Annotated in this window: 19 protein-coding genes and 1 riboswitch; of the genes, 5 read left to right on the forward strand and 14 right to left on the reverse strand. The window is 43.6% G+C overall.

The window, feature by feature from the left end; translation table 11 throughout:
• Nucleotides 1-27 precede the first annotated feature (27 nt).
• From LOZ91_RS07315 to pheS, 3 genes are all read right to left on the reverse strand, one after another.
• Entirely contained in the window at nucleotides 28-324 is a 297-nt protein-coding gene (locus LOZ91_RS07315) for an integration host factor subunit alpha (RefSeq protein ID WP_004783565.1), read from the reverse strand.
• Nucleotides 321-2,702: a phenylalanine--tRNA ligase subunit beta gene (gene pheT / locus LOZ91_RS07320; protein ID WP_244782907.1), complete on the reverse strand. Its 2,382-nt coding sequence runs from the start codon at nucleotides 2,700-2,702 to the stop codon at nucleotides 321-323. Before pheT ends, LOZ91_RS07315 begins: the two co-directional genes overlap by 4 nt.
• Nucleotides 2,703-2,839: 137 nt before the next feature.
• A complete protein-coding gene (gene pheS, locus LOZ91_RS07325; RefSeq protein WP_005095803.1) occupies nucleotides 2,840-3,820 on the reverse strand; it encodes a phenylalanine--tRNA ligase subunit alpha in 981 nt (326 codons plus the stop codon).
• 158 nt (nucleotides 3,821-3,978) lie between these two features.
• Here pheS and LOZ91_RS07330 point away from each other — a divergent pair, with 158 nt between their 5' ends.
• Nucleotides 3,979-5,001, forward strand: a complete 1,023-nt coding sequence (locus LOZ91_RS07330; RefSeq protein WP_244782909.1) for a hypothetical protein — start codon at nucleotides 3,979-3,981, stop codon at nucleotides 4,999-5,001.
• Between the two features lie 455 nt (nucleotides 5,002-5,456).
• On the opposite strand, the gene rplT is transcribed toward LOZ91_RS07330, so the two are convergent.
• The 5 genes from rplT to LOZ91_RS07355 all read right to left on the reverse strand — a co-directional run bounded on the left by rplT (nucleotide 5,457) and on the right by LOZ91_RS07355 (nucleotide 7,634).
• The gene (rplT, locus tag LOZ91_RS07335; RefSeq protein ID WP_005095799.1) at nucleotides 5,457-5,816 is read right to left on the reverse strand and encodes a 50S ribosomal protein L20; all 360 of its coding nucleotides are present in this window, start codon (nucleotides 5,814-5,816) and stop codon (nucleotides 5,457-5,459) included.
• Nucleotides 5,817-5,827: 11 nt separating this feature from the next.
• On the reverse strand, nucleotides 5,828-6,022 hold the full coding sequence (gene rpmI / locus LOZ91_RS07340) for a 50S ribosomal protein L35 (RefSeq protein ID WP_004278281.1): 195 nt from the start codon (nucleotides 6,020-6,022) through the stop codon (nucleotides 5,828-5,830).
• Nucleotides 6,023-6,218: 196 nt separating this feature from the next.
• Nucleotides 6,219-6,641, reverse strand: a complete 423-nt coding sequence (locus tag LOZ91_RS07345; protein WP_005095796.1) for a YqaA family protein — start codon at nucleotides 6,639-6,641, stop codon at nucleotides 6,219-6,221.
• Between the two features lie 7 nt (nucleotides 6,642-6,648).
• Nucleotides 6,649-6,939, reverse strand: a complete 291-nt coding sequence (locus tag LOZ91_RS07350; RefSeq protein WP_005095794.1) for a hypothetical protein — start codon at nucleotides 6,937-6,939, stop codon at nucleotides 6,649-6,651.
• A 74-nt stretch (nucleotides 6,940-7,013) separates the two neighbouring features.
• Entirely contained in the window at nucleotides 7,014-7,634 is a 621-nt protein-coding gene (locus LOZ91_RS07355) for a glutathione binding-like protein (RefSeq protein ID WP_005095793.1), read from the reverse strand.
• 281 nt (nucleotides 7,635-7,915) lie between these two features.
• Between LOZ91_RS07355 and LOZ91_RS07360 the strand changes: the two genes are divergently transcribed.
• Nucleotides 7,916-8,371 (forward strand): Hsp20 family protein, encoded by a 456-nt coding sequence (locus LOZ91_RS07360; RefSeq protein ID WP_005095791.1) that lies wholly within the window; start codon nucleotides 7,916-7,918, stop codon nucleotides 8,369-8,371.
• A gap of 103 nt (nucleotides 8,372-8,474) precedes the next feature.
• On the forward strand, nucleotides 8,475-9,026 hold the full coding sequence (locus LOZ91_RS07365) for a hypothetical protein (RefSeq protein WP_074384065.1): 552 nt from the start codon (nucleotides 8,475-8,477) through the stop codon (nucleotides 9,024-9,026).
• A 43-nt stretch (nucleotides 9,027-9,069) separates the two neighbouring features.
• Here the strand turns inward: LOZ91_RS07365 and infC are convergent, their stop codons facing one another.
• The 4 genes from infC to LOZ91_RS07385 all read right to left on the reverse strand — a co-directional run bounded on the left by infC (nucleotide 9,070) and on the right by LOZ91_RS07385 (nucleotide 14,239).
• Nucleotides 9,070-9,621, reverse strand: coding sequence for a translation initiation factor IF-3 (gene infC, locus LOZ91_RS07370; RefSeq protein ID WP_064094722.1), 552 nt, complete (start codon nucleotides 9,619-9,621; stop codon nucleotides 9,070-9,072).
• Between the two features lie 5 nt (nucleotides 9,622-9,626).
• A complete protein-coding gene (thrS, locus tag LOZ91_RS07375; protein ID WP_244782915.1) occupies nucleotides 9,627-11,549 on the reverse strand; it encodes a threonine--tRNA ligase in 1,923 nt (640 codons plus the stop codon).
• Between the two features lie 224 nt (nucleotides 11,550-11,773).
• A complete protein-coding gene (locus LOZ91_RS07380) occupies nucleotides 11,774-12,943 on the reverse strand; it encodes an alanine racemase (protein WP_244782916.1) in 1,170 nt (389 codons plus the stop codon).
• Nucleotides 12,944-12,955: 12 nt separating this feature from the next.
• Nucleotides 12,956-14,239, reverse strand: coding sequence for a D-arabinono-1,4-lactone oxidase (locus LOZ91_RS07385; RefSeq protein WP_244782918.1), 1,284 nt, complete (start codon nucleotides 14,237-14,239; stop codon nucleotides 12,956-12,958).
• A 233-nt stretch (nucleotides 14,240-14,472) separates the two neighbouring features.
• On the opposite strand from LOZ91_RS07385, the gene LOZ91_RS07390 reads away from it, so the two are divergent.
• Nucleotides 14,473-16,113, forward strand: coding sequence for an acyl-CoA synthetase (locus LOZ91_RS07390; RefSeq protein WP_244782920.1), 1,641 nt, complete (start codon nucleotides 14,473-14,475; stop codon nucleotides 16,111-16,113).
• A gap of 122 nt (nucleotides 16,114-16,235) precedes the next feature.
• Here the strand turns inward: LOZ91_RS07390 and trpB are convergent, their stop codons facing one another.
• Together trpB and LOZ91_RS07400 are read right to left on the reverse strand one after the other, a co-directional pair.
• Nucleotides 16,236-17,480, reverse strand: a complete 1,245-nt coding sequence (gene trpB, locus LOZ91_RS07395; protein WP_005095779.1) for a tryptophan synthase subunit beta — start codon at nucleotides 17,478-17,480, stop codon at nucleotides 16,236-16,238.
• Nucleotides 17,461-18,105, reverse strand: coding sequence for a phosphoribosylanthranilate isomerase (locus tag LOZ91_RS07400; protein WP_159138718.1), 645 nt, complete (start codon nucleotides 18,103-18,105; stop codon nucleotides 17,461-17,463). The genes trpB and LOZ91_RS07400 overlap by 20 nt, the downstream gene beginning before the upstream one ends.
• A gap of 144 nt (nucleotides 18,106-18,249) precedes the next feature.
• Nucleotides 18,250-18,462, forward strand: a riboswitch (cobalamin riboswitch).
• Between the two features lie 36 nt (nucleotides 18,463-18,498).
• Between LOZ91_RS07400 and LOZ91_RS07405 the strand changes: the two genes are divergently transcribed.
• A complete protein-coding gene (locus LOZ91_RS07405) occupies nucleotides 18,499-20,322 on the forward strand; it encodes a TonB-dependent receptor (protein ID WP_244782922.1) in 1,824 nt (607 codons plus the stop codon).
• Nucleotides 20,323-20,394 lie beyond the last annotated feature (72 nt).

The following is a 20,394-nucleotide window of genomic DNA, read 5'->3' on the forward strand; positions in this document are numbered from 1 at the left end:
AAATAACAGAATTTTAAAAAAAGCAGATCAGTTGATCTGCTCATTTCCCACACGTTGACGGAACTTCTGTCCCGCACGGAAGGTCACCACACGGCGTGCAGAAATCGGAATTTCTTCACCCGTTTTAGGATTACGGCCTGGACGTTGACGCTTATCACGCAACTCGAAGTTACCAAAACCCGAAAGTTTTACTTGTTCGCCTGAGATCAGCGCTTGGCTGATCTCATCGAAAAACAACTCAACCATTTGTTTTGCTTCACGACGGTTTAAACTCGTGAGCTCACTTAAATGATCAGCCATTTCTGCTTTAGTTAGTGCTGTCATGAAGCCCTCAATGTCGCTTGGTAAGTGTTTTCTAACACTTGAAGGATATTATCCATACCTGATTTAATTTCAGCATCTTCCAGTGTACGGCTTGGATGCTGCCAGAGAAGTGCAAATGCCAGTGAGCGTTTCCCTTCTTCTACTCCTTGTCCAGTGTACACATCGAATAACCACGTCGAGTCTAAAAGCTCCCCACCTGTTTGTTCGATAAGTCCCTGAATTTCGCTAACATTAATCTTATCACTAATTAAAAGCGCAATATCACGTCGAACCGATGGAAAACGTGATAATTCTGTAAAATTAGATACATAAGTTTGCAAAACAGCTGTTTGATCCAATTCTGCCACCCAAGTCGTTGCCAGATCAAGCTCGTCTTCCAGAGAAGGATGTAGACGCCCTAGGTAACCAATTGATTGACCATTCACGAGAATTTCTGCGGATTGACCTGGGTGTAACCAGCTACGCTCTGAACGTACATATTCCACTTTGACACGGCCGGCAGCCAGAATTTCTTCTACATCACCTTTAAAGTCAAAGAAGTCCATTGCAGCAGGTTTAGCATGCCAAGATTCAACATGACGTGAACCGGTTGCAATCAGCGCAAAGGTTGGAATCTGTTTTAAATCATGAATGCTGCTGGCTTCCTGATAGTCAAAACGTAAACCCAGTTCAAAGAAGCGTACACGGCTTTGCTGACGGTTAACATTGTACTGAACACAAGGGATCAGACTAGACAACAAGGTAGAACGCATGACAGCCAAATCACTTGAAATTGGATTTGCTAATGCTAATGGATTCACACCGGAATTAAGTTGCTTTTCAAGCTTCAAGTCAGCGAAGCTAAAACTGATCGCCTCTTGATAGCCTAAAGTCACCGCCGTTTGACGTAATTGACCCAGTTCAAACTGATCCTGGTATTTTGCCAACTTCACATCAATCACAGGCAGACTGATTTGAATGTTGTCATAGCCATGAATACGTGCAACTTCTTCAATCAAATCCTGATAAATCACCATATCATAACGATGTGATGGCGGAACTACAGACCATTCGCCTTCTGCTTTTACCATCACCGTGCAACCAAGGCGTGTCAAGGCATCAGTAATAAAATCGCTTTCAACTTTATAACCTAATAACTGATCGACTTGAGCTTGGTTTAATTCAATCGCATCACGTTTTGGCAAAAGTTCAGCTTTTTCCGCCACGGTGATTGGTCCAAATTCACCGCCAGCCAGCTCAGAAATAAGCTGAGATGCACGGTGCATTGCAATTAATGGCAATTCAAAGTCCACACCACGTTCATAACGTTGTGAGGCATCCGTATGTAAACCAAAGCTACGGGCACGACCGGCAATATGTAATGGTGCGAAGAAAGCAGATTCCAGGAAAATTTCAGTGGTTGCATCACTGACTGCTGAAGACAGGCCACCCATGATACCGGCAATCGCCAATGCTTTTTCGTCATCCGCAATCACCATCACGTTGTCAGAAAGCTCAACGTCTTGCTCGTTTAAAAGCACAAGTTTTTCGTCCGCAGTGGCTTGACGTACATGGACTGCGCCTTGCACTTTAGCAGCATCAAATGCATGTAGCGGTTGACCCAGCTCCATCAAGACATAGTTGGTAATATCGACCAGAATACTGTGCTGACGAATACCTGAACGTGCTAATGCGCGTTCCATCCATACAGGAGTCGCTGCCTTGGTATTGACGTTTTTGATCACACGACCTAAGTAACGTGGACAGCCTTCAGTGCTGACTACAACCTGCTTTTCATCAGCAATGGTTGCAGTCACTTCTTTAATTTCAGGCGCAGTCACTGGCAATTGGTTAATCACACCAATTTCACGTGCGATCCCGCGAATGCTGAAACAGTCACCACGGTTCGGCGTGATACTGATGTCAATCACATTGTCATCAAGATCCAGATATTCACGAATGTTGACACCCACAGCTGCGTCGTCTGGTAGCTCTAACAGACCGTCAATTTTATCTTCGAGATCAATCTCAGAAGCGCCGCACAGCATCCCTTGAGACTCAATACCACGTAGCTTGCCTTTCTTGATTTTGAAATCACCCGGCAATACCGCACCAATGGTTGCTACAGGCGCTTTCATGCCTGCACGTACGTTTGGCGCGCCACAGACGATTTGTAATGGCTCAGCTGTACCGATATTCACAGTGGTCACACGTAAACGGTCTGCATCCGGATGCTGTTCTACTGTCAGAACTTCACCAACCACTACGCCTGTAAATGCTTTTGCTGCAGGAGCAAGTTCATCAACTTCAAGACCCAACATGGTCAATTGATCAGAAAGCTTGTCGCTATCGATGGCTGGGTTGACCCATGTGCGTAGCCAATTTTCGCTAATTTTCATTGATATAAAACCTGTAATTCAAATCTCTAGAATCCCCCTCTGACTCCCCCTTTTTCTAAGGGGGAGAACCCCATTTATTTCGTGGAGTACCTCTCCTTTCTTAAAGGAGAGGTTAGGAGAGGATTAAATAAAAAGTTTTAAGCAAACTGGCGTAAGAAACGCACATCATTCTGGAAGAACATACGTAAGTCGTTCACACCGTAGCGCAACATCGCAAAACGTTCTACGCCCAGTCCGAAAGCAAAGCCTTTGTATTTCTCAGGGTCAATGCCGGCAGCTTGTAGCACATTTGGATGCACCATACCGCAGCCCAAAACTTCTAACCAGCGACCGCGTTCATCCATGATATCCACTTCAGCACTCGGCTCAGTGAACGGGAAATAAGATGGACGGAAGCGTACTTTCAAATCTTTTTCGAAGAATTCATTCAGCAGGTTAATCAACAAACCTTTCAGTTCTGCGAAGCTGGTATTTTCAGCCACATACAAACCTTCGATCTGATGGAACATTGGCGAATGGGTTTGATCCGAGTCACAACGATAGACACGACCCGGACACACGATCTGGATCGGTGGCTGTTGTGTTTCCATGGTACGGATCTGTACACCAGACGTATGCGTACGTAGCAAATGATTTACATCGAAGTAAAAGGTGTCATGCATGGCACGCGCCGGGTGATGCCCCGGAATATTCAGCGCTTCAAAGTTATGATAGTCATCTTCAACTTCAGGACCAGTGGCCACCGTAAAACCGGCTTTGGTAAAGAACTGACAAATACGCTCTTGTACCTGGGTTACAGGGTGGATACTGCCCACCTGTTGACCACGACCGGGCAAGGTAATATCAATGGTTTCGCTTGCCAATTTTTGTTCTAACGCCGCTTTATGCAGTTCAGCTTGACGTGATGTTAATGCAGCGGTAATGGCTTCGCGTACAGCATGGATTTGTGCACCGAAGACTTTACGTTGTTCAGGATCCATTTTACCAAGCGACTTAGATTGTTCCGCGAGCTGGCTTTTTTTCCCCGTAAATTGCACTCGTACTTGATCAAGTGCAGCAAGGTCTTCTGCTGCTGCAATCGCAGCGAGCGCTTCAGTGGTCAGGGCTTCCAGTGACATAGTAACTCTCAAAGCAACAGGTTAAAAAATATTTTAAAACCCCACATTCTAACAGTTTTTAGACACTTTGATGAAGATACGTTTTAAGGAAAATTAGATTGGCATGATTAAATATAAAAAGTATAAGATAAACACAATATCAATCAGATCAAATCACTATGGCACTCGATCAAATTTGGAAACAGCAGCTGACCTTGGTCACTTATGGCAATGAGTATCTGACTCAGGACCTGAGTTTCAATCGTTGGATTCAACATTCCATTTTTAATCAGCATCAGTTTGCCTTCCGGGATCTGATGTCACAGCACCTATTGGCCCAGCATTTTCAGATTTGGCTGGAAGGACTTAAAAAACAAGGGGTTCGCCGACTAAGCTTGCATCGCTCGGATTTACTGGTTGATGAAAAAAATCCGAATGCCAATGTCGAGCTGCTACCTCTGGCGCATTTTATCGTCAGCCATGGTGCCAAAGCCAAAACTGCCTGGATTATTGGCAAAGAATTGCCGGAATGGTATAGCTCAGACAATGATTACGAAGCGCCTAAATCGCAGCAGTCCCCTTTACGTCATGAAACATTCTGGTGTTATGAGCTGAATCCCAAACTGGCCAAGCGTATTGACACAGATCTGGAAGCACCGAACTGGGACGATATCCAGGCTTATACCAATTATGAGTTATTTGAAAGCAGCCTAGCTCAAGATTTTATAGAACCGGCGTATACCAATCTTCCATACTACGGCACGATACCTGCAATTCAGGCAGATACAGAAAGTCATTTGGCCCTGATTCCGACCGACTATTCAGCTGATTATGCCCATCAGACTTTATACCGGCTAGATGCCTTAAATGAGTTTATTCAAACTAAAATTCAACATCCCTATACGTCAGATGGTGAAGTCCTGAGCCCAGATCAGCAGCTCAATTTACGCCACTTTTCACAAAAAATTGATGATTTAAGTGCCAAATTCATCAGCAAAGTTGCCAACCACTATAAAATTGCACAGCTCACCCCAAAAGTTGCGCCTGACCCATTTGTGGGTATGAGTACCGAACACCGTTCGCCCAAAATATCTAAAGCGGAAAAACCTCAAGATCCGGGCAAATCTAATTCTGCAAATGTACTGACCTTGATTGTGATTACCGTGATTATCTGTCTGATTGGCTACTATTTTGGTCTTTAAGATTTCAGCAAGAAAATATTAACTTCTTGGATAAAACTTAGCCGAATCCAGTGGATATGTCGATATTCGACAGCAGAGATGAGCTTGAAATAATGCTGTCGGTTTTCGCGATGAGTTTTGATCATTCATCAAACAATTGAATCTCAACTCAACCAGGGTTTGATATTTTTTCGATTATTTGAATTTAACCGCAATTATTTTTTACTCAGCGCTCGAGATAATGCTCTTTTTATTGCTCAGTAAAGATGGAAATAAAAGGTTAAATTCAAGCAGATTACAGTATTAGTTTCAGCCCATTTTTCTGAAATAGTATCGGTGTCGTTATTCGCAAACTTAACTTTTTTTAGTCTGATCGATGGGCGACCATATTTCACGAAAATCGCGCATTAGCTATTTCCCATTTTTCAGGCAAAAAAAGACCGCCAAATGGCGGTCTTTTTTCAAGTCATAAAGACTTATGCAGCCAACGCATCTTTTGCTTTTTGAGCAATCGCAGCAAACGCAACTGCGTCATGCATAGCGATGTCAGCAAGAACGCGACGGTCAATGATTACTTGAGCTTTTTTCAAGCCAGAAATCATGCGGCTGTATGACAAACCGTTTTGACGTGCACCAGCATTGATACGTGCAATCCACAAAGCGCGGAATTGACGTTTCTTCTGACGACGGTCACGGTATGCATATTGACCAGCTTTGATTACCGCCTGGAACGCTACGCGGTAAACGCGTGAACGAGCACCATAGTAACCTTTAGCGCGAGCAAGAATTTTTTTGTGACGGCGATGAGCCTGTACACCACGTTTTACACGAGCCATTTATAATCTCCTTAGATGTACGGGCACATACGACGAACTGAAGCAACGTCACTTACGTGAACCATTACACAGCCGCGCAATTGACGAATACGCTTAGCAGATTTTTTGGTCAAAATGTGGCGTTTGAACGCTTGTTTACGCTTAAAACCGTTAGCAGTCGCTTTAAAGCGTTTAGCTGCACCACGGCGAGTTTTCATCTTAGGCATAACAACCTCTTTTGAACACCTGTTCGGCTCGTTTGCACCATTACAAAACGACCTGCAGGTAAGGGAGCGAGTATTCTAAAGCATCTTTGTTTAAAACAAAAGCATCTTCATCCAATAAGCGAATTTAAACAGGATGGTTTTATGATTTCACTTTAAAAATAGTGCGCAAAACAGAATCAGAAAAATCGCTTCAGGTTTAGAACAGGGCAAAAGCCGCATAAATAAACAGATAACGTCCAATTTTCGCCAGGCTGACAATGAGTAAAAATCGGGCAAAGTTTTCTTTCAGTAGTCCTGCAATTAAAGTAATGGGATCTCCAATAATAGGCACCCAGCTCAGCAGCAAAGACCAATAGCCATATTTCTGATATATCATTTGTGCCTTGAGCATCTTGTCTTCTGACACCGGAAACCATTTTTTATTTTTATAATGCTCGATTTTGAGCCCCAGATACCAGTTGACACAGGAACCCAGAATATTCCCCAGACTGGCCACCGCAATTAACAGTGCCACACTATGGCTTGCCTGTACCAAAAGACCAAGCAGCACAGCTTCAGACTGTAAAGGCAGTAATGTCGCTGCACCGAAGGCTGATAGAAAGAGCAGAAACAGGCTCATGCCAGTATTAATGGCTTAAACGCAGTTTTTTCTTGGCTTTGCTATATTCCCAGCTGGACCACAGTACTGCTGCCACCATTGCCATGATCCGTCCCCATTTATACTGCTGAGTAATGGGTTCAATCGCTGCACGCAAAATCTGCTGATCTTTGGTATTGAGAGCAGCAATTACCTGATCAATATGTACAATTTCAGCAATATAAAGCACTAAACATGCAGCAATACCGAAGAGAATACTCCAGTAAATTCGGGTATTGCTTTCAACAATCTTGGTAAAATTCAGAAGAAAATCGTTCATATATCCATCCAATAAAAAACCACCTTAAGGGTGGCTTTATTTATTTAAGGCTATTTTAGCATAAAGGCTGCAGCTTAACTGACCTGTATAGCAAGCGCTTTCTGAACCGCAGGACGTGCATTCAAGCGATCGATATATTTAGCCACTTCAGGATAATCTGCCAGATTAATCTGCTGCCAGTCGTGTCGCAACAACCACGGGAATATCGCCATATCGGCAATCGAATATTCACCAGCCACATAATCCTGCCCGACCAGCTGCTTGTTTAACACGCCATACAGACGTTTGCTTTCATTGACATAACGCTCGGTGGCATAGGCGATACGTTCAGGCGCAAAACGGCTAAAGTGATGATTTTGCCCAAGCATCGGGCCTAGTCCACCCATTTGCCACATCAGCCATTGTTCTACCTGAATACGTTTGATTTCATCTGTCGGATAGAACATGCCGGTTTTACGACCTAAATACTGCAAAATCGCACCCGATTCAAAGATTGAAATCGGCTGGCCATCTGGCCCTTCCTGATCGACAATCGCCGGAATTTTATTGTTAGGAGAAATAGCCAGAAAGTCAGACTGGAACTGGTCATTTTCCAGAATATTAATCGGAAAAATTTGATACTTCAGCCCCATTTCTTCCAAAGCAATGCTAATTTTATGGCCATTGGGGGTGCCCCAATAATATAAATCGATCATTTTTTTAATACTCCCTGCACTTTATCTATGCCATGATGCATTCAACATAGAGGATTCAGCCAGAAACAACAAGTCTGTATTTTAAAAATATTTTTATATAAATATCATTATCTTAATAAAAATTCATGTATTTTTTTATTTTTTATCTTGAAAATTTTTACAGCAGACACATATTTATTTGTGCATAAGGATTGCGTCAATCTTATGTACTGTCGATGTCTGACATGACAGATCTTATTTTCTTGTTTTTATAACTTTGCTTAATCGAGAAGGTTCTAATCATGAGCAACTTAAATCTTCATCCTCTGTTTCGTCGTAGTATCGGTTTTGATCGCTTGAATGACTTTATTGACTATGCCATGCAAAGTGATGCGCCGAATTATCCCCCGTATAATATCGAAAAGCATGGCGAAAATAATTATCGGATTGTGGTCGCAACTGCGGGTTTCCGTCAGGAAGAACTCGACATTCGTCTGGAAAATAAGTTACTGACCATTTTAGGTAAGCCTGAAAACCAGAGCAATGACCATACCGAATTCTTGCACAAAGGCATTGCACGACGTACATTTAAATTGTCTTTGCGTCTGGATGAATATATTGAAGTACAACAGGCAGATTATGAAAATGGTCTATTGATCATTGACTTGCAACGTATCATTCCAGAAGAGAAATTGCCGCGCCAAATTCCGATTGGCAATAAACTGCTGATCGAAAATGATGAAAAATCAGTTGAATAAGCTGGATTTGACTTAAAAGAAGGGCCCAAAAGGGCCTTTCTTTTTGACTCCAGATTCTCTAAGCTCATTAAAACAATACGCTTTATGATCATAAAAATAAGCTATGAACGCGTCAGAAAAAATCCTGTTTCATCAGAGTAGTCCGATCATGCGCGCTATTGGATATTTACTACTCTGTTATCCTGTTGGCATATTCAGCATTTTTTATTTAAGCAGTCTGCGTAGCAATTCCAGCTTTCTGCAAGGATTGTTATTTTTATGGCAAGAGTCGCCTGGCTTTTATGTTTATATCGGCGGCTTTCTTGGTCTTTCGCTGCTCATGCTGGGAACCAAACTAAAAATAACGTCTCAGGCAATTTATTATACTTTGGCCGGTTTCCGGATCAGCCTCTGCTTAAAACGGCACTCGGTACACTATAGCTTTCTGAATCCTCGATACGATTCTCTCAAAGCCCATCTCAAGCGCTGGCTGAGTAGAACTCCAGCGCATCTCATCAGTCAACGCGATGGCACGCTAGATTTTAGATTATGCCAGCCTGATCTGATCAATCAAATCTGTCTCGGATTTTTCAGGATTCAATTATCAATGTTTTCCCGGCAACAGGCTCAACAGATTATGCAGGCCATACAAACTGCTTGGAATTTTAGGGCATAAAAAAAGCCCTGCATCTGCAGGGCTTTTTTCGCTTCATGAGTGCTTACTTTTTCTTTTTAGGACCAAGCAGCATACCCATTTGACGGCCTTCCATTTTCGGCATCTGTTCAACAGTACCGAATTCAGCCACGTCAGCTTCAATTTTTTGCAATTGAGCCAGACCCAACTGTTGGTGCGCCATTTCACGGCCACGGAAACGAAGGGTGATTTTCACCTTGTTACCTTCTTCAAGGAACTTGATGATTGCACGTAGTTTTACGTTGTAATCACCAACATCAGTACCCGGGCGTAGCTTGATTTCTTTCACCTGGACTTGATGTTGTTTTTTCTTCGCTTCTTTCTGCTTTTGCTTAAGATCAAACAAATGCTTGTTGAAGTCCATGATCTTACATACTGGTGGCTCAGCATTGGCTACGATCTCGACAAGATCAAGTTCCACACTTTCTGCTGCGCGCAGGGCTTCAGCTAAGCTTACAATCCCTTTTTGCTCACCATTTTCGTCTACAAGACGGACTTCTTTCGCACGAATTTCATCATTCAAGGCAGGACGGTTTGATTTGTTACCGCCCTGTTGATTACGGTCAGGCTGTTTAATCGCTGTTACTCCACAATGTACCGGCCGCGTTCGGCAACGGCTGCTTTTACTAGGTCAACGAAAGCATCGATTGACATAGTACCCAAATTTTTTCCTGAGCGGGTACGGACGTTTACTGTACCTTCTTCAACTTCCCGGTCCCCAAGTACCAGTAAGTAAGGAATACGCTCTAAAGTACGTTCACGAATCTTAAAGCCGATTTTCTCATTTCTCAAGTCAGAAATTGCACGAATACCGTTTTCTTTAAGTTTTGCGACAACTGACTCACATGCTTCTGCCTGAGAATCGGTAATATTCATCACACACGCTTGCATCGGCGCCAACCAAGGTGGCATGAAGCCTGCGTAGTGTTCAATCAGTATACCAATAAAACGCTCAAAACTGCCAAGAATTGCACGATGTAACATTACTGGCTGATCGCGGTCGTTATCTTCTGTGACATAAGACGCATCTAAACGTTCTGGCAAGTTAAAGTCACACTGAATGGTACCACACTGCCAGACACGCCCCAGACAGTCTTTCAGAGAGAATTCAATCTTTGGACCATAGAATGCACCCTCGCCCGGCTGAAGCTCCCATTCAAGACCCGCAGCATCTAAAGCATCTGCTAAAGATTTTTCAGCCATATCCCAAAGTTTGTCATCACCGACACGTTTTTCAGGACGTGTTGATAATTTCATTTGTACTTCTTCGAAGCCAAAATCTTTGTATACGTCGAGTGTCAATTTGATAAAGTCTGCAACTTCAGGCCCAATCTGTTCTTTGGTACAGAAGATATGCGCATCATCTTGGGTAAAGCCACGTACACGCATAATGCCGTGTAAAGAACCTGATGGCTCGTTACGGTGACATGAACCAAATTCTGCCAGACGTACCGGAAGATCACGGTATGATTTTAAACCCTGGTTGAACACTTGTACGTGACAAGGACAGTTCATTGGTTTAACCGCGTAGTTACGGTTTTCAGAATGCGTGGTGAACATGTTGTCTGCATAGTTGGCAGCATGTCCTGATTTTTCCCACAGCGTGAAATCAACTACTTGCGGGGTACGGATTTCTTCATAGCCGTTGTCTTGCTGAACTTTACGCATGTATTGTTCAAGTACCTGGTAAATGGTCCAGCCGTTCGGATGCCAGAACACCATACCCGGTGCTTCTTCTTGCATATGGAACAAGTCTAGCGCTTTACCAATTTTACGGTGATCGCGTTTTTCTGCTTCTTCAATACGTTTTACATAAGCTGCAAGCTGTTTCTTGTCTGCCCACGCTGTACCATAAATACGTTGTAACTGTTCGTTTTTCGCATCACCGCGCCAGTAAGCACCAGAGATTTTAGTCAGCTTGAACGATTTTAAGAATTTGGTATTTGGTACGTGCGGACCACGGCACATATCCAAGTAATCTTGATGGTAGTACAAGCCCATTTGTGTTTCTTCAGGCATGTCGTTGATCAAGCGTAATTTGTATTCTTCGCCACGCGCTGTGAATTCTGCAATCACTTCGTCACGCGGGGTCATTTTTTTCACAACATCATAGTCTTGATCGATGAGCTTTTTCATACGCTCTTCGATGACTGCCATGTCGTCTAATGTGAATGGACGTGGCATCCAAATGTCATAGTAGAAACCTTCTTCAATGACCGGACCAATGACCATCTTTGCTTCTGGGAACAGTTGCTTAACCGCATGACCCACCAAATGCGCGCAAGAGTGACGAATAATTTCGACACCGGCTTCGTCTTTAGGCGTAATAATTTGTAAGGTTGCATCTTCAGTGATGAGATCAGACGCATCCACTAAACGGTCGTTTACACGACCAGCAACGGTATTTTTTGCAAGACCAGGACCAATGCTGAGTGCAACGTCCATCACAGATACGGCTTGATCAAACTGTTTTTGATCGCCATTTGGCAAAGTGATAATTGGCATAAGAAATCCTTAAGGAGTGATGCCCCGTACCATGGAGCATGTCACCGCGAGATTATGATCGAGGAAAACCTCAAAAGATAAAAACGGTGGATAAATAAAATCGATTCGAATTTTACACGGCTTGGCCGCATGATTAAACCTTTTCCCCAATAAAAATCAGATTTACTCCCAAATCTTTCCCTGATCTTTAAAGACTTAGGCTCATCTCTTAATTCAAAATGTGGTTATTCCCGGAAAGTCTGCCACTCAATAAATGTTCTCTCACGATAAACATAGAGCTGGGCAAATTGTGGAATGATGGCTTCACTTTGTGTCGGCCTTAAAAACACATAATCATCGACATGAATATTGCATTGCCTAGGTACCTGAAGCATTTCCTGATTACTACTGCGACCATACAACAGATGCGGCCGGCTTTTTTCAGGATAAATATAATCTGCCTGCCAATAGCCACCATAGATAAACAGTGCTTTATGCCGATGCGGCAAATGATTCAGCATTTCCAGACCCGGAATCTGGCTATAAGACAATACCTTTAAAATCGGTGTGGCAATCCAGAGCGCACATTTTAAAACGGATAAATTGTCCAGATCGAAGTCACTGGGTTTGAGCAGCATCGAGCCAAAAGCCAGATCATTACAGACACTCTGCTGGCAGTGCTGCATAAAGGTCGGACTGCCACCACCGTTAAAACACAAATCTGCCCGCCATAAATCGGGGAATTGCTGCTGAATAGTATTTTTATATTGTTGATAAATCTGCTGCGATTGCTGATAACTTTTTTCGGGGCTTTTCAAAATATTCGGCAATTTGGCGACATGTGCATCATAGCCCATCAACCCTGAAAGCCTGAGAGCGACGGGATATTGCTGAATAAGTTTGAGTAAGGCTATCAACTGTTGCTGGCTACTCACCCCACCACGATGTAAGCCGACATCAATTTCAATATTGATATTTAACTGAAGATTAGATTCTTGAGCGAATTGCAGATATTGCTTCAAGCGTTTTATGTCATCGACCAGCCATTGAATATTGCTTTGATCATTTGCTTTATTTTGTTCAGGAACGTTTTGATAAAAATGTTGTACCGCATGAATCGGCATTGGCTTACCCAGCAAGATATCGGCCTGTTCAAATGCTCTCATCATTTCTAAAAGATGGGGTAAATGAAATACCATAAATCGTCGGGTATTCAGCTTTTCACTGGCCAGTTTGAGTAGCTGGATACTGGCTAGAGACTTCACCACCAGACGCGGCTTGAGCTGCGCAGGGATTTTTGCCTGTACAATCTCCAGATTCTGCTGATATTGAGCCAGATCCAGAATCAGTTGCGGTGTACCAGTTCCCTGCTGCTGCAAATCTCGGGTCAGTTGCTGAAAATACTTCGATTGCATAATTCGCTCCTGCTATTCAGACAAAAATAACTGCTGTAAATGCGGATTCAGCCATTTTTGCTGCGGATCCAGTTGCTGGCGCAATCTCATAAAATCATCCCATTTTGGGTAAAGATCACACAGCGAAGCGGCTGTCATGCTGTGCAACTTTCCCCAATGTGGCCGTCCCTGATACTTCTGAAAAATCGGCTCGACCAGATCGAAAATAGCTCGGCAATCCTGTTTATAAAATTGATGAATCGAAATCGAAACCGAATCACGCTGATAAAAAGGACTCAGCCAGATCTCATCGCCTTTGACATAACGGAATTCGATCGGGAAAAACATCGGCACATTCTGCTTCCTTAAGGTGGCTAAAACCTCCTGCAGACATTGCAAGCCGGAATCGACCGGAAGCTGATATTCCATTTCATTAAATCTGGTCTGACGCGGAGTCGGAAAAATCCGGGATGACCAATCTACATAACAACTCGGTTTAACAAAAACACTGAGCAGTTTTTGCAGATAAGGATTAGATGCAGGAATAAATCGGGTCAATTCAGAACACAAGCTCAATAACGCATCTTCAGATGGCCAGTTCTCCTGCCTTGGCTGAATTTCATCATCCGTTTCATCCAGGGTTTTTAGCATGACCTGATCAGAATGAAGAAAAGCCCAAAATTCAATATGCCGGTGCTGATGTTTCCATTGATCGATATGCGCAAATACTTCTTTTAATGGACACAGCCGAATCTGTTCTTTTAATTTATAGCGCGGACGATTTTGCAGGGTAATTTTGGTCAATATCCCCAGACTACCTAACGCCACACGCCCCGCTTGAAATATCTCGGTATTCTGCTGATGATCACATTGCAACAGCTCTCCATCTGCAGTCAGCAATTCAAAACCGTCCACAAAAGCAGATAAACAGGGTAAATCGATGCCGGTGCCATGCGTTCCCGTGGAAATCGCTCCCGCCAGACTTTGCTGATCAATGTCACCCTGATTGGGTAAAGCTTGATTGATCGGGGCAATATATTCACCTAAATCATATAAACGCGTACCAGCGTGCACGGTACATTGAACTTTTGCCTCATCCAAAGCCACCACACCTTTTAAATGATCGAGATGAAGCAGCACATCATTGGTTTTAGCCAAAGCACTAAATGAATGCCCCGCACCTACTGCACGAATCTTTGCCTGTGACTTCACCAAACCTTGTAATTCGCTTATTTCTCTGGGCTGAAAAACTTGAGGAGCGCTGTGCTGACTCCCTGACCAGTTTCGCCAGACTGCATTCGCCTGTTGTATTTTCATTATTATTCTCTGGCTCATATTATTTTACTGACTCAATTAGAGTAAAATACCTAAAAAATCAAATATGGGAACCCACGGGTTCAAAAAAATCAAATAGGGCTAAATATTTTAATTAATATTCAATGACTTAAAATTTATATTAATTTACTCGACTAAAGCATAAATGCAAGATTTCGAAGAAGTGCATATCTTTTCAAAAGGATATGAAAATAACGATACAACGGAGTTTTACCATGGTTAGCGCATACGATGAATTACCGCGTACCCCCGCAAATTTTGTAGCCTTGTCACCTTTACGCTATCTAGATCGTGCAGCTTATATCTATCCGAATCAAAATGCGATTATTCATGGTCAGCGCCGCATTACCTGGCGTGAAAAATACAATCGCTGCCGTCAGTTTGCCAACCAACTCCAAAAATTAGGCATCGGTAAAAATGATACCGTGTCTGTCCTGCTGCCTAACGTCCCTGCCATGATTGAAGCGCACTTTGCTGTGCCAATGGCAGGTGCGGTACTCAATACCTTAAATACCCGTCTGGATGCCAAGACGCTCGCCTTTATGCTGGAACATGCTGAAAGCAAAGTCTTATTGGTCGACCCTGAATTTACTGCACTTGCGACCGAAGCACTGGCGCTGGTTTCACAAGAAATTTATGTGATTGATGTGGCCGATGCAGAGTTTGAAGGTGAAGACAGCCGTATTGGTCAAATCGAATATGAAGACTGGATTGCCCAAGGCGATGCAAATTTTGACTGGCATTTGCCTCAAGATGAATGGGATGCCATCAGCTTAAGTTACACCTCTGGAACCACGGGTAATCCGAAAGGTGTGGTCTATCATCACCGCGGTGCCTACATTAATGCCGCCAGTAATATCATTGCTTGTGGCATGATGCCGCGTGCCACCTATTTATGGACACTGCCACTGTTCCACTGTAATGGCTGGTGCTTTGCATGGACTATGGCGGCCAACGGCGGAACCAACGTCTGCCTGCGTAAAGTCGATGCCGAACTGATTTTCAAACTAATTGCTGAACATAAAGTCGATTACTTCTGTGGCGCACCGATTGTCCTGTCAATGCTGATCAATACGCCTGAAGAGAAAAAGACCAAAATTGACCATCGTGTCGAAGTCATGGTGGCGGGTGCTGCCCCGCCGGCTGCAATTATTGAAGGCATGCGTAATATCGGAATTAATGTGACGCATGTTTACGGTTTGACTGAAACCTACGGCCCTTCTGCGCTCTGTGCATCACAGGCTGGCTGGAGTGATTTGTCTATTCAGGAACAGGCGCAATTGCATTCACGTCAGGGTGTGCCATATCCGCTACAAGATGGTATGAAAGTGCTTGATCCTGACACCATGCAGGAAGTTCCGCATGATGGTCAGACCATGGGCGAGATCATGTTCCGTGGCAATATCGTGATGAAAGGTTATCTGAAAAATCCGGAAGCGACCACAGAAGCCTTTGCCGGTGGCTGGTTCCATACCGGCGATCTGGCCGTGTGTCAGCCTGATGGCTATGCCAAAATTACTGACCGATCTAAAGACGTGATTATTTCCGGAGGGGAAAATATTTCCTCACTAGAAGTCGAAGAAGTGCTGTATCAGCATCCTGCCATTTTAACGGCAGCTGTTGTGGCCAAGCCGGATCCACGCTGGCAGGAAGTACCATGTGCCTTTGTAGAACTCAAAGCAGGACAAACTGCAACAGCGGAAGAGATTATGGAATTCTGCAAACAGCATCTGGCACGTTTTAAAGCGCCTAAAGATGTTGTGATTACCGAAATTCCAAAAACCTCGACCGGAAAATTGCAGAAATTTGTTTTACGCGAATGGGCCAAAGAACGCGCTGAAGGTGAGTTTTCTTAATTCCATACCAGTGTGTTTTTTCAAAATCTACTCAATAAAAAATCGTGCCAAGTTTTCTTAGCACGATTTTTTTAACTTACCTTCTCCAAACCTATCCCATAGGAAGAGGCTGATCAGAACAGTTACATCTCAACCATTTCCACGCCATCAATACGTGCCACAGTCATCAAGTCTTTATCACCACGACCTGAAACCGTCGCAATAATGATTTGATCCTTGTCCATGGTCGGTGCAAGTTTAGATACATAAGCCATAGCATGTGCGCTTTCCAGCGCCGGAATAATGCCTTCAATCTTGGTTAAATCACGGAAACCCTGTAGGGCTTCATTGTCCGTGATCGGTACATAGTTCACACGTTCCATATCTTTCAGGAAGCTATGTTCTGGCCCCACACCCGGATAATCCAGACCGGCAGAAATTGAATGCGTTTCAATGATCTGACCTTCTTTATCCGACATCAGGTAAGTTCGGTTTCCATGCAGTACACCGACATGACCGGCATTCAATGGCGCTGAATGTTTACCGCTTTCAATACCCAAACCCGCGGCTTCTACACCGTACATTTGCACATCTTGATCGTTCAGGAATGGATAGAACAAGCCCATTGCATTGGAACCACCACCAACACAGGCTACCAAGGCATCAGGCAGACGACCAGCTTGCTCCTGAATCTGACGGCGTGCTTCACGGCCAATAATCGACTGGAAATCACGTACCAGCTGCGGATATGGATGTGGGCCTGCCACGGTACCAATCACATAGTAAGTTGAATCGACATTGGTTACCCAGTCACGCATGGCTTCGTTCATGGCATCTTTCAAGGTTTTAGAGCCACTTTGTACAGGCACAACTGTCGCACCAAGCAAACGCATACGGTACACGTTCATGGCCTGACGTTTGACATCTTCAGCGCCCATAAATACCACGCACTCAAGACCTAAACGTGCTGCAATTGTGGCAGTTGCTACACCATGCTGACCGGCACCTGTTTCGGCAATAATACGTTTTTTGCCTGACAATTTCGCAAGCAAGGCCTGACCAATAGTGTTGTTGACCTTATGCGAACCGGTATGGTTCAGGTCTTCACGTTTCAGATAAATTTGCGCACCACCCAACTCTTTCGACCATCGTTCAGCATGATATAAAGGACTCGGACGACCGACGTAAAACGCCAGATCACGGTCAAATTCTGCCAAAAACTGTGCATCATCTTTCATACGGAAGTAGAGCTTTTCCAAGTCTTCTAAAGCCGCCATGAGTGTTTCTGACACAAAACGTCCGCCATGAATACCGAAATGCCCGCGTTCATCCGGGAATTGGGTATAGTCAACTGCCTGACTGTTCTGGCTAGTACTTTGCTGATCCACGATGGACTCCTTGCATAAAGCGTTCTATGAGTTGTTGGTCTTTAATACCTTTTGCGGACTCGACACCGCCACTCACATCTACGGCATAGGCCTGTGTGGTGAGAATTGCCTGTTCGATATTGTCAGGATTTAAACCGCCTGCCAAGATCAAGGGAATATCAAGTTTGGGAAATGTCTCCCAATCGAAGCTGTGGCCCGTACCACCTTTCAGATCAGGATGCCATGCGTCTAACAGCACTGCACTCGCGCCAGCATCTTGATAACGTTGAATTTCTACAACTACGTCAAGATCAGGTTTGACCTGAATGGCCTTGTACCAGCGGCGTCCGACCTGTTGAGCGATTGTCTGACATTGTTCCGGCGTTTCATCACCATGGAATTGCACAATATCAAGATGAACCGTTTGCAAGATATCCTGAATCTCATTAGCTGAATGATTCACAAACAGTCCAACCACTTGCACATAAGGTGCAATGGCTTGAACCAGTTGAGCAGCTTGAGCGGCTGTAACAGCTCGGGGACTCGGTGGATAAAATACGAATCCTATCGCATCTGCACCTGCGTTCACCACAGCATGAACATCTTCGACTCGGGTGATTCCACAAATTTTGGCACGGGTTCGCATATTATTCTGGCTCTAGATCTACCAATGTCTTGAACAATCTATAAGATTGGGGCAAATCATTGTAATGCAATTTTTCCGGCTTGCGTAAAGTTCATCCGGATTATTCTTGCTGCAGATTGTGTATAAGGCATACAAACTTTATACTGCGCCCATCTTGCAACAAGCCAAAGTAGCCTCCTGCTTTAGGGAAGCTGGTGTAAATCCAGCACTGCCCCCGCAACGGTAAAAATGAAACGTCTATCAAATAAACCACTTCGGTTTACACCACTGCATCTTGATGTGGGAAGGTGGATAGACAGCAAAGCCTGTACTTTGCACATTTAAGTCCGGAAACCTGCTTGTTGTGTTCTATCACCCAATCATTCACGGGGAAGTGAATGTATGGAGCATTTCATGTCTATTCAATTTCAACCTACTGCCTTGGTAGGTGCGATCGCACTTGCGTTGGGTATCACTTCACCTGTTTTTGCTACCGAGCAAAAAGTTGCAAAAGCATCTTTGGATACCATTGTGGTGACTGCTTCTCGTAGTGAACAAAATATCAAAGATGTACCCGCGCGTATTTCAATTATTGAAGCTGCGACTCTTGAGCAATCTCCTATTGCTTCATTACCAAACTTATTGAAAAAAGAGGCTGCTTTAAACGTCGCTCAGCTCGGCGGTTATGGACAACAGTCCTCTATTTTTATGCGAGGTACAAGCTCTTCACATACACTCGTTCTTCGTGATGGCATGCGATTGAATACAGCATTAAGCAGTTCAGCTTCCTTACCTTTTATTGATACGACTGATCTCAAGCAAATTGAAATTTTAAAAGGCCCTGCATCCGTTCTATATGGCACAGATGCGATTGGTGGTGTGGTACAACTCGTGTCTAAAACACCTGAAAAAACATCTGCATTTATGACTGGTGAAATTGGCGAGAATAAAACCTACAAATCACTTGTGGGTGCCGATTTAGCTGAAGATGGTTTTTATGCGCAAATCCGTGGTCAACGTCTAGAAACTGACGGAAAATCTGTTCTAGATAATGAAGATGAAAACTATTCCTTTGACCAAAAAGGTTTCAGCACCAAATTTGGTGTCGACAAAGACCAATATGCGTTATCTCTTGATTACAGCCAAAATAAAGGCATAAGTGATTACAACGCAGGTAGCCTTACTTCACAAGATTTTGAAAATGAAATGTTTAACCTGAAAGGGCGCATTAACCTAGGTTCACAATTAGAACTCAATGCTCGCTTATCGCAGTTTGATGATCAACTCGATCAAAATGCTGCGAATTATCTGGGTCAGGTCGATTATTCATATAGCACCACTCAAGAAGCTGAAATGTATGCCAAACTCAATTTAAATGATCAGCATCATTTTTTATTAGGCACAACTTACAGCAAGCTTGATGGCGATGTGCTGTCCTATGGAATAGCCTATCAAGGTGATGTTTCATCACAAGGCTATTATGCACAACATCAATATCAATCAGACAAACTTAATACGCAACTTGGCATCCGTGTTGAAGACAACGAAAAATATGGCACCCATACGGTAGGCCAAGCCGCTGCACGTTATGCAATATCACCTCAACTCAGCGTCTATACGAATATCGGCTCTGCTTTCCGTTCACCGAATCTGAATGAGCTGTACAGTGGCGAATCTGCAAATCCAGACCTAAAAGCCGAAGAAAGCCTGTCTTATGAAATCGGCTTAGACCATGCTCTCACTCAAAACTCATCTGTTGCAATTTCTGTATATCAAAATGATATAGATCACATGATCCAAAAAGTAGATGGCAAGTTAAATAATATCAACGAAGCGACACTTCGTGGTGGCGAGCTTGCATCGAACTGGAAAAAAAACGATTGGTTCATTGATGCTGCTTTTGCATATGTGCAAGCTAAAGATAGCAAAGCGGATGTTGCTTTAGCTAAACGACCACGTCAGACCCTCACTCTGACTACAGGCCTGGAAAATGAAGTTTATGGAATGAGTGCTTCTCTTATTGCTCGTTCCAAGTCAAAAAGCTGGAGTGATTCAGACCATAATCCGGGCTATGCGACCGTCGATTTAAATGCCTACTGGAATATCAATCCACATGTCAAAGTCTTTACCAACATAGAAAATGTCGGTGATGTCCGTCATAAGATCGAATACAACTGGAATAATTATTATATTGATGAAGGCCGCCTCGCTTCTGCCGGTGTAACCTTTACATACTAAGTTCAGCGTTTCAATAAATACTTTTGAGCATCATGTCATGCCTATGGCATGATGCTTTTTATTTACAGCATT

It is taken from the genome of Acinetobacter sp. F-1 (assembly GCF_022869025.1).
Lineage (GTDB): Bacteria > Pseudomonadota > Gammaproteobacteria > Pseudomonadales > Moraxellaceae > Acinetobacter > Acinetobacter pseudolwoffii.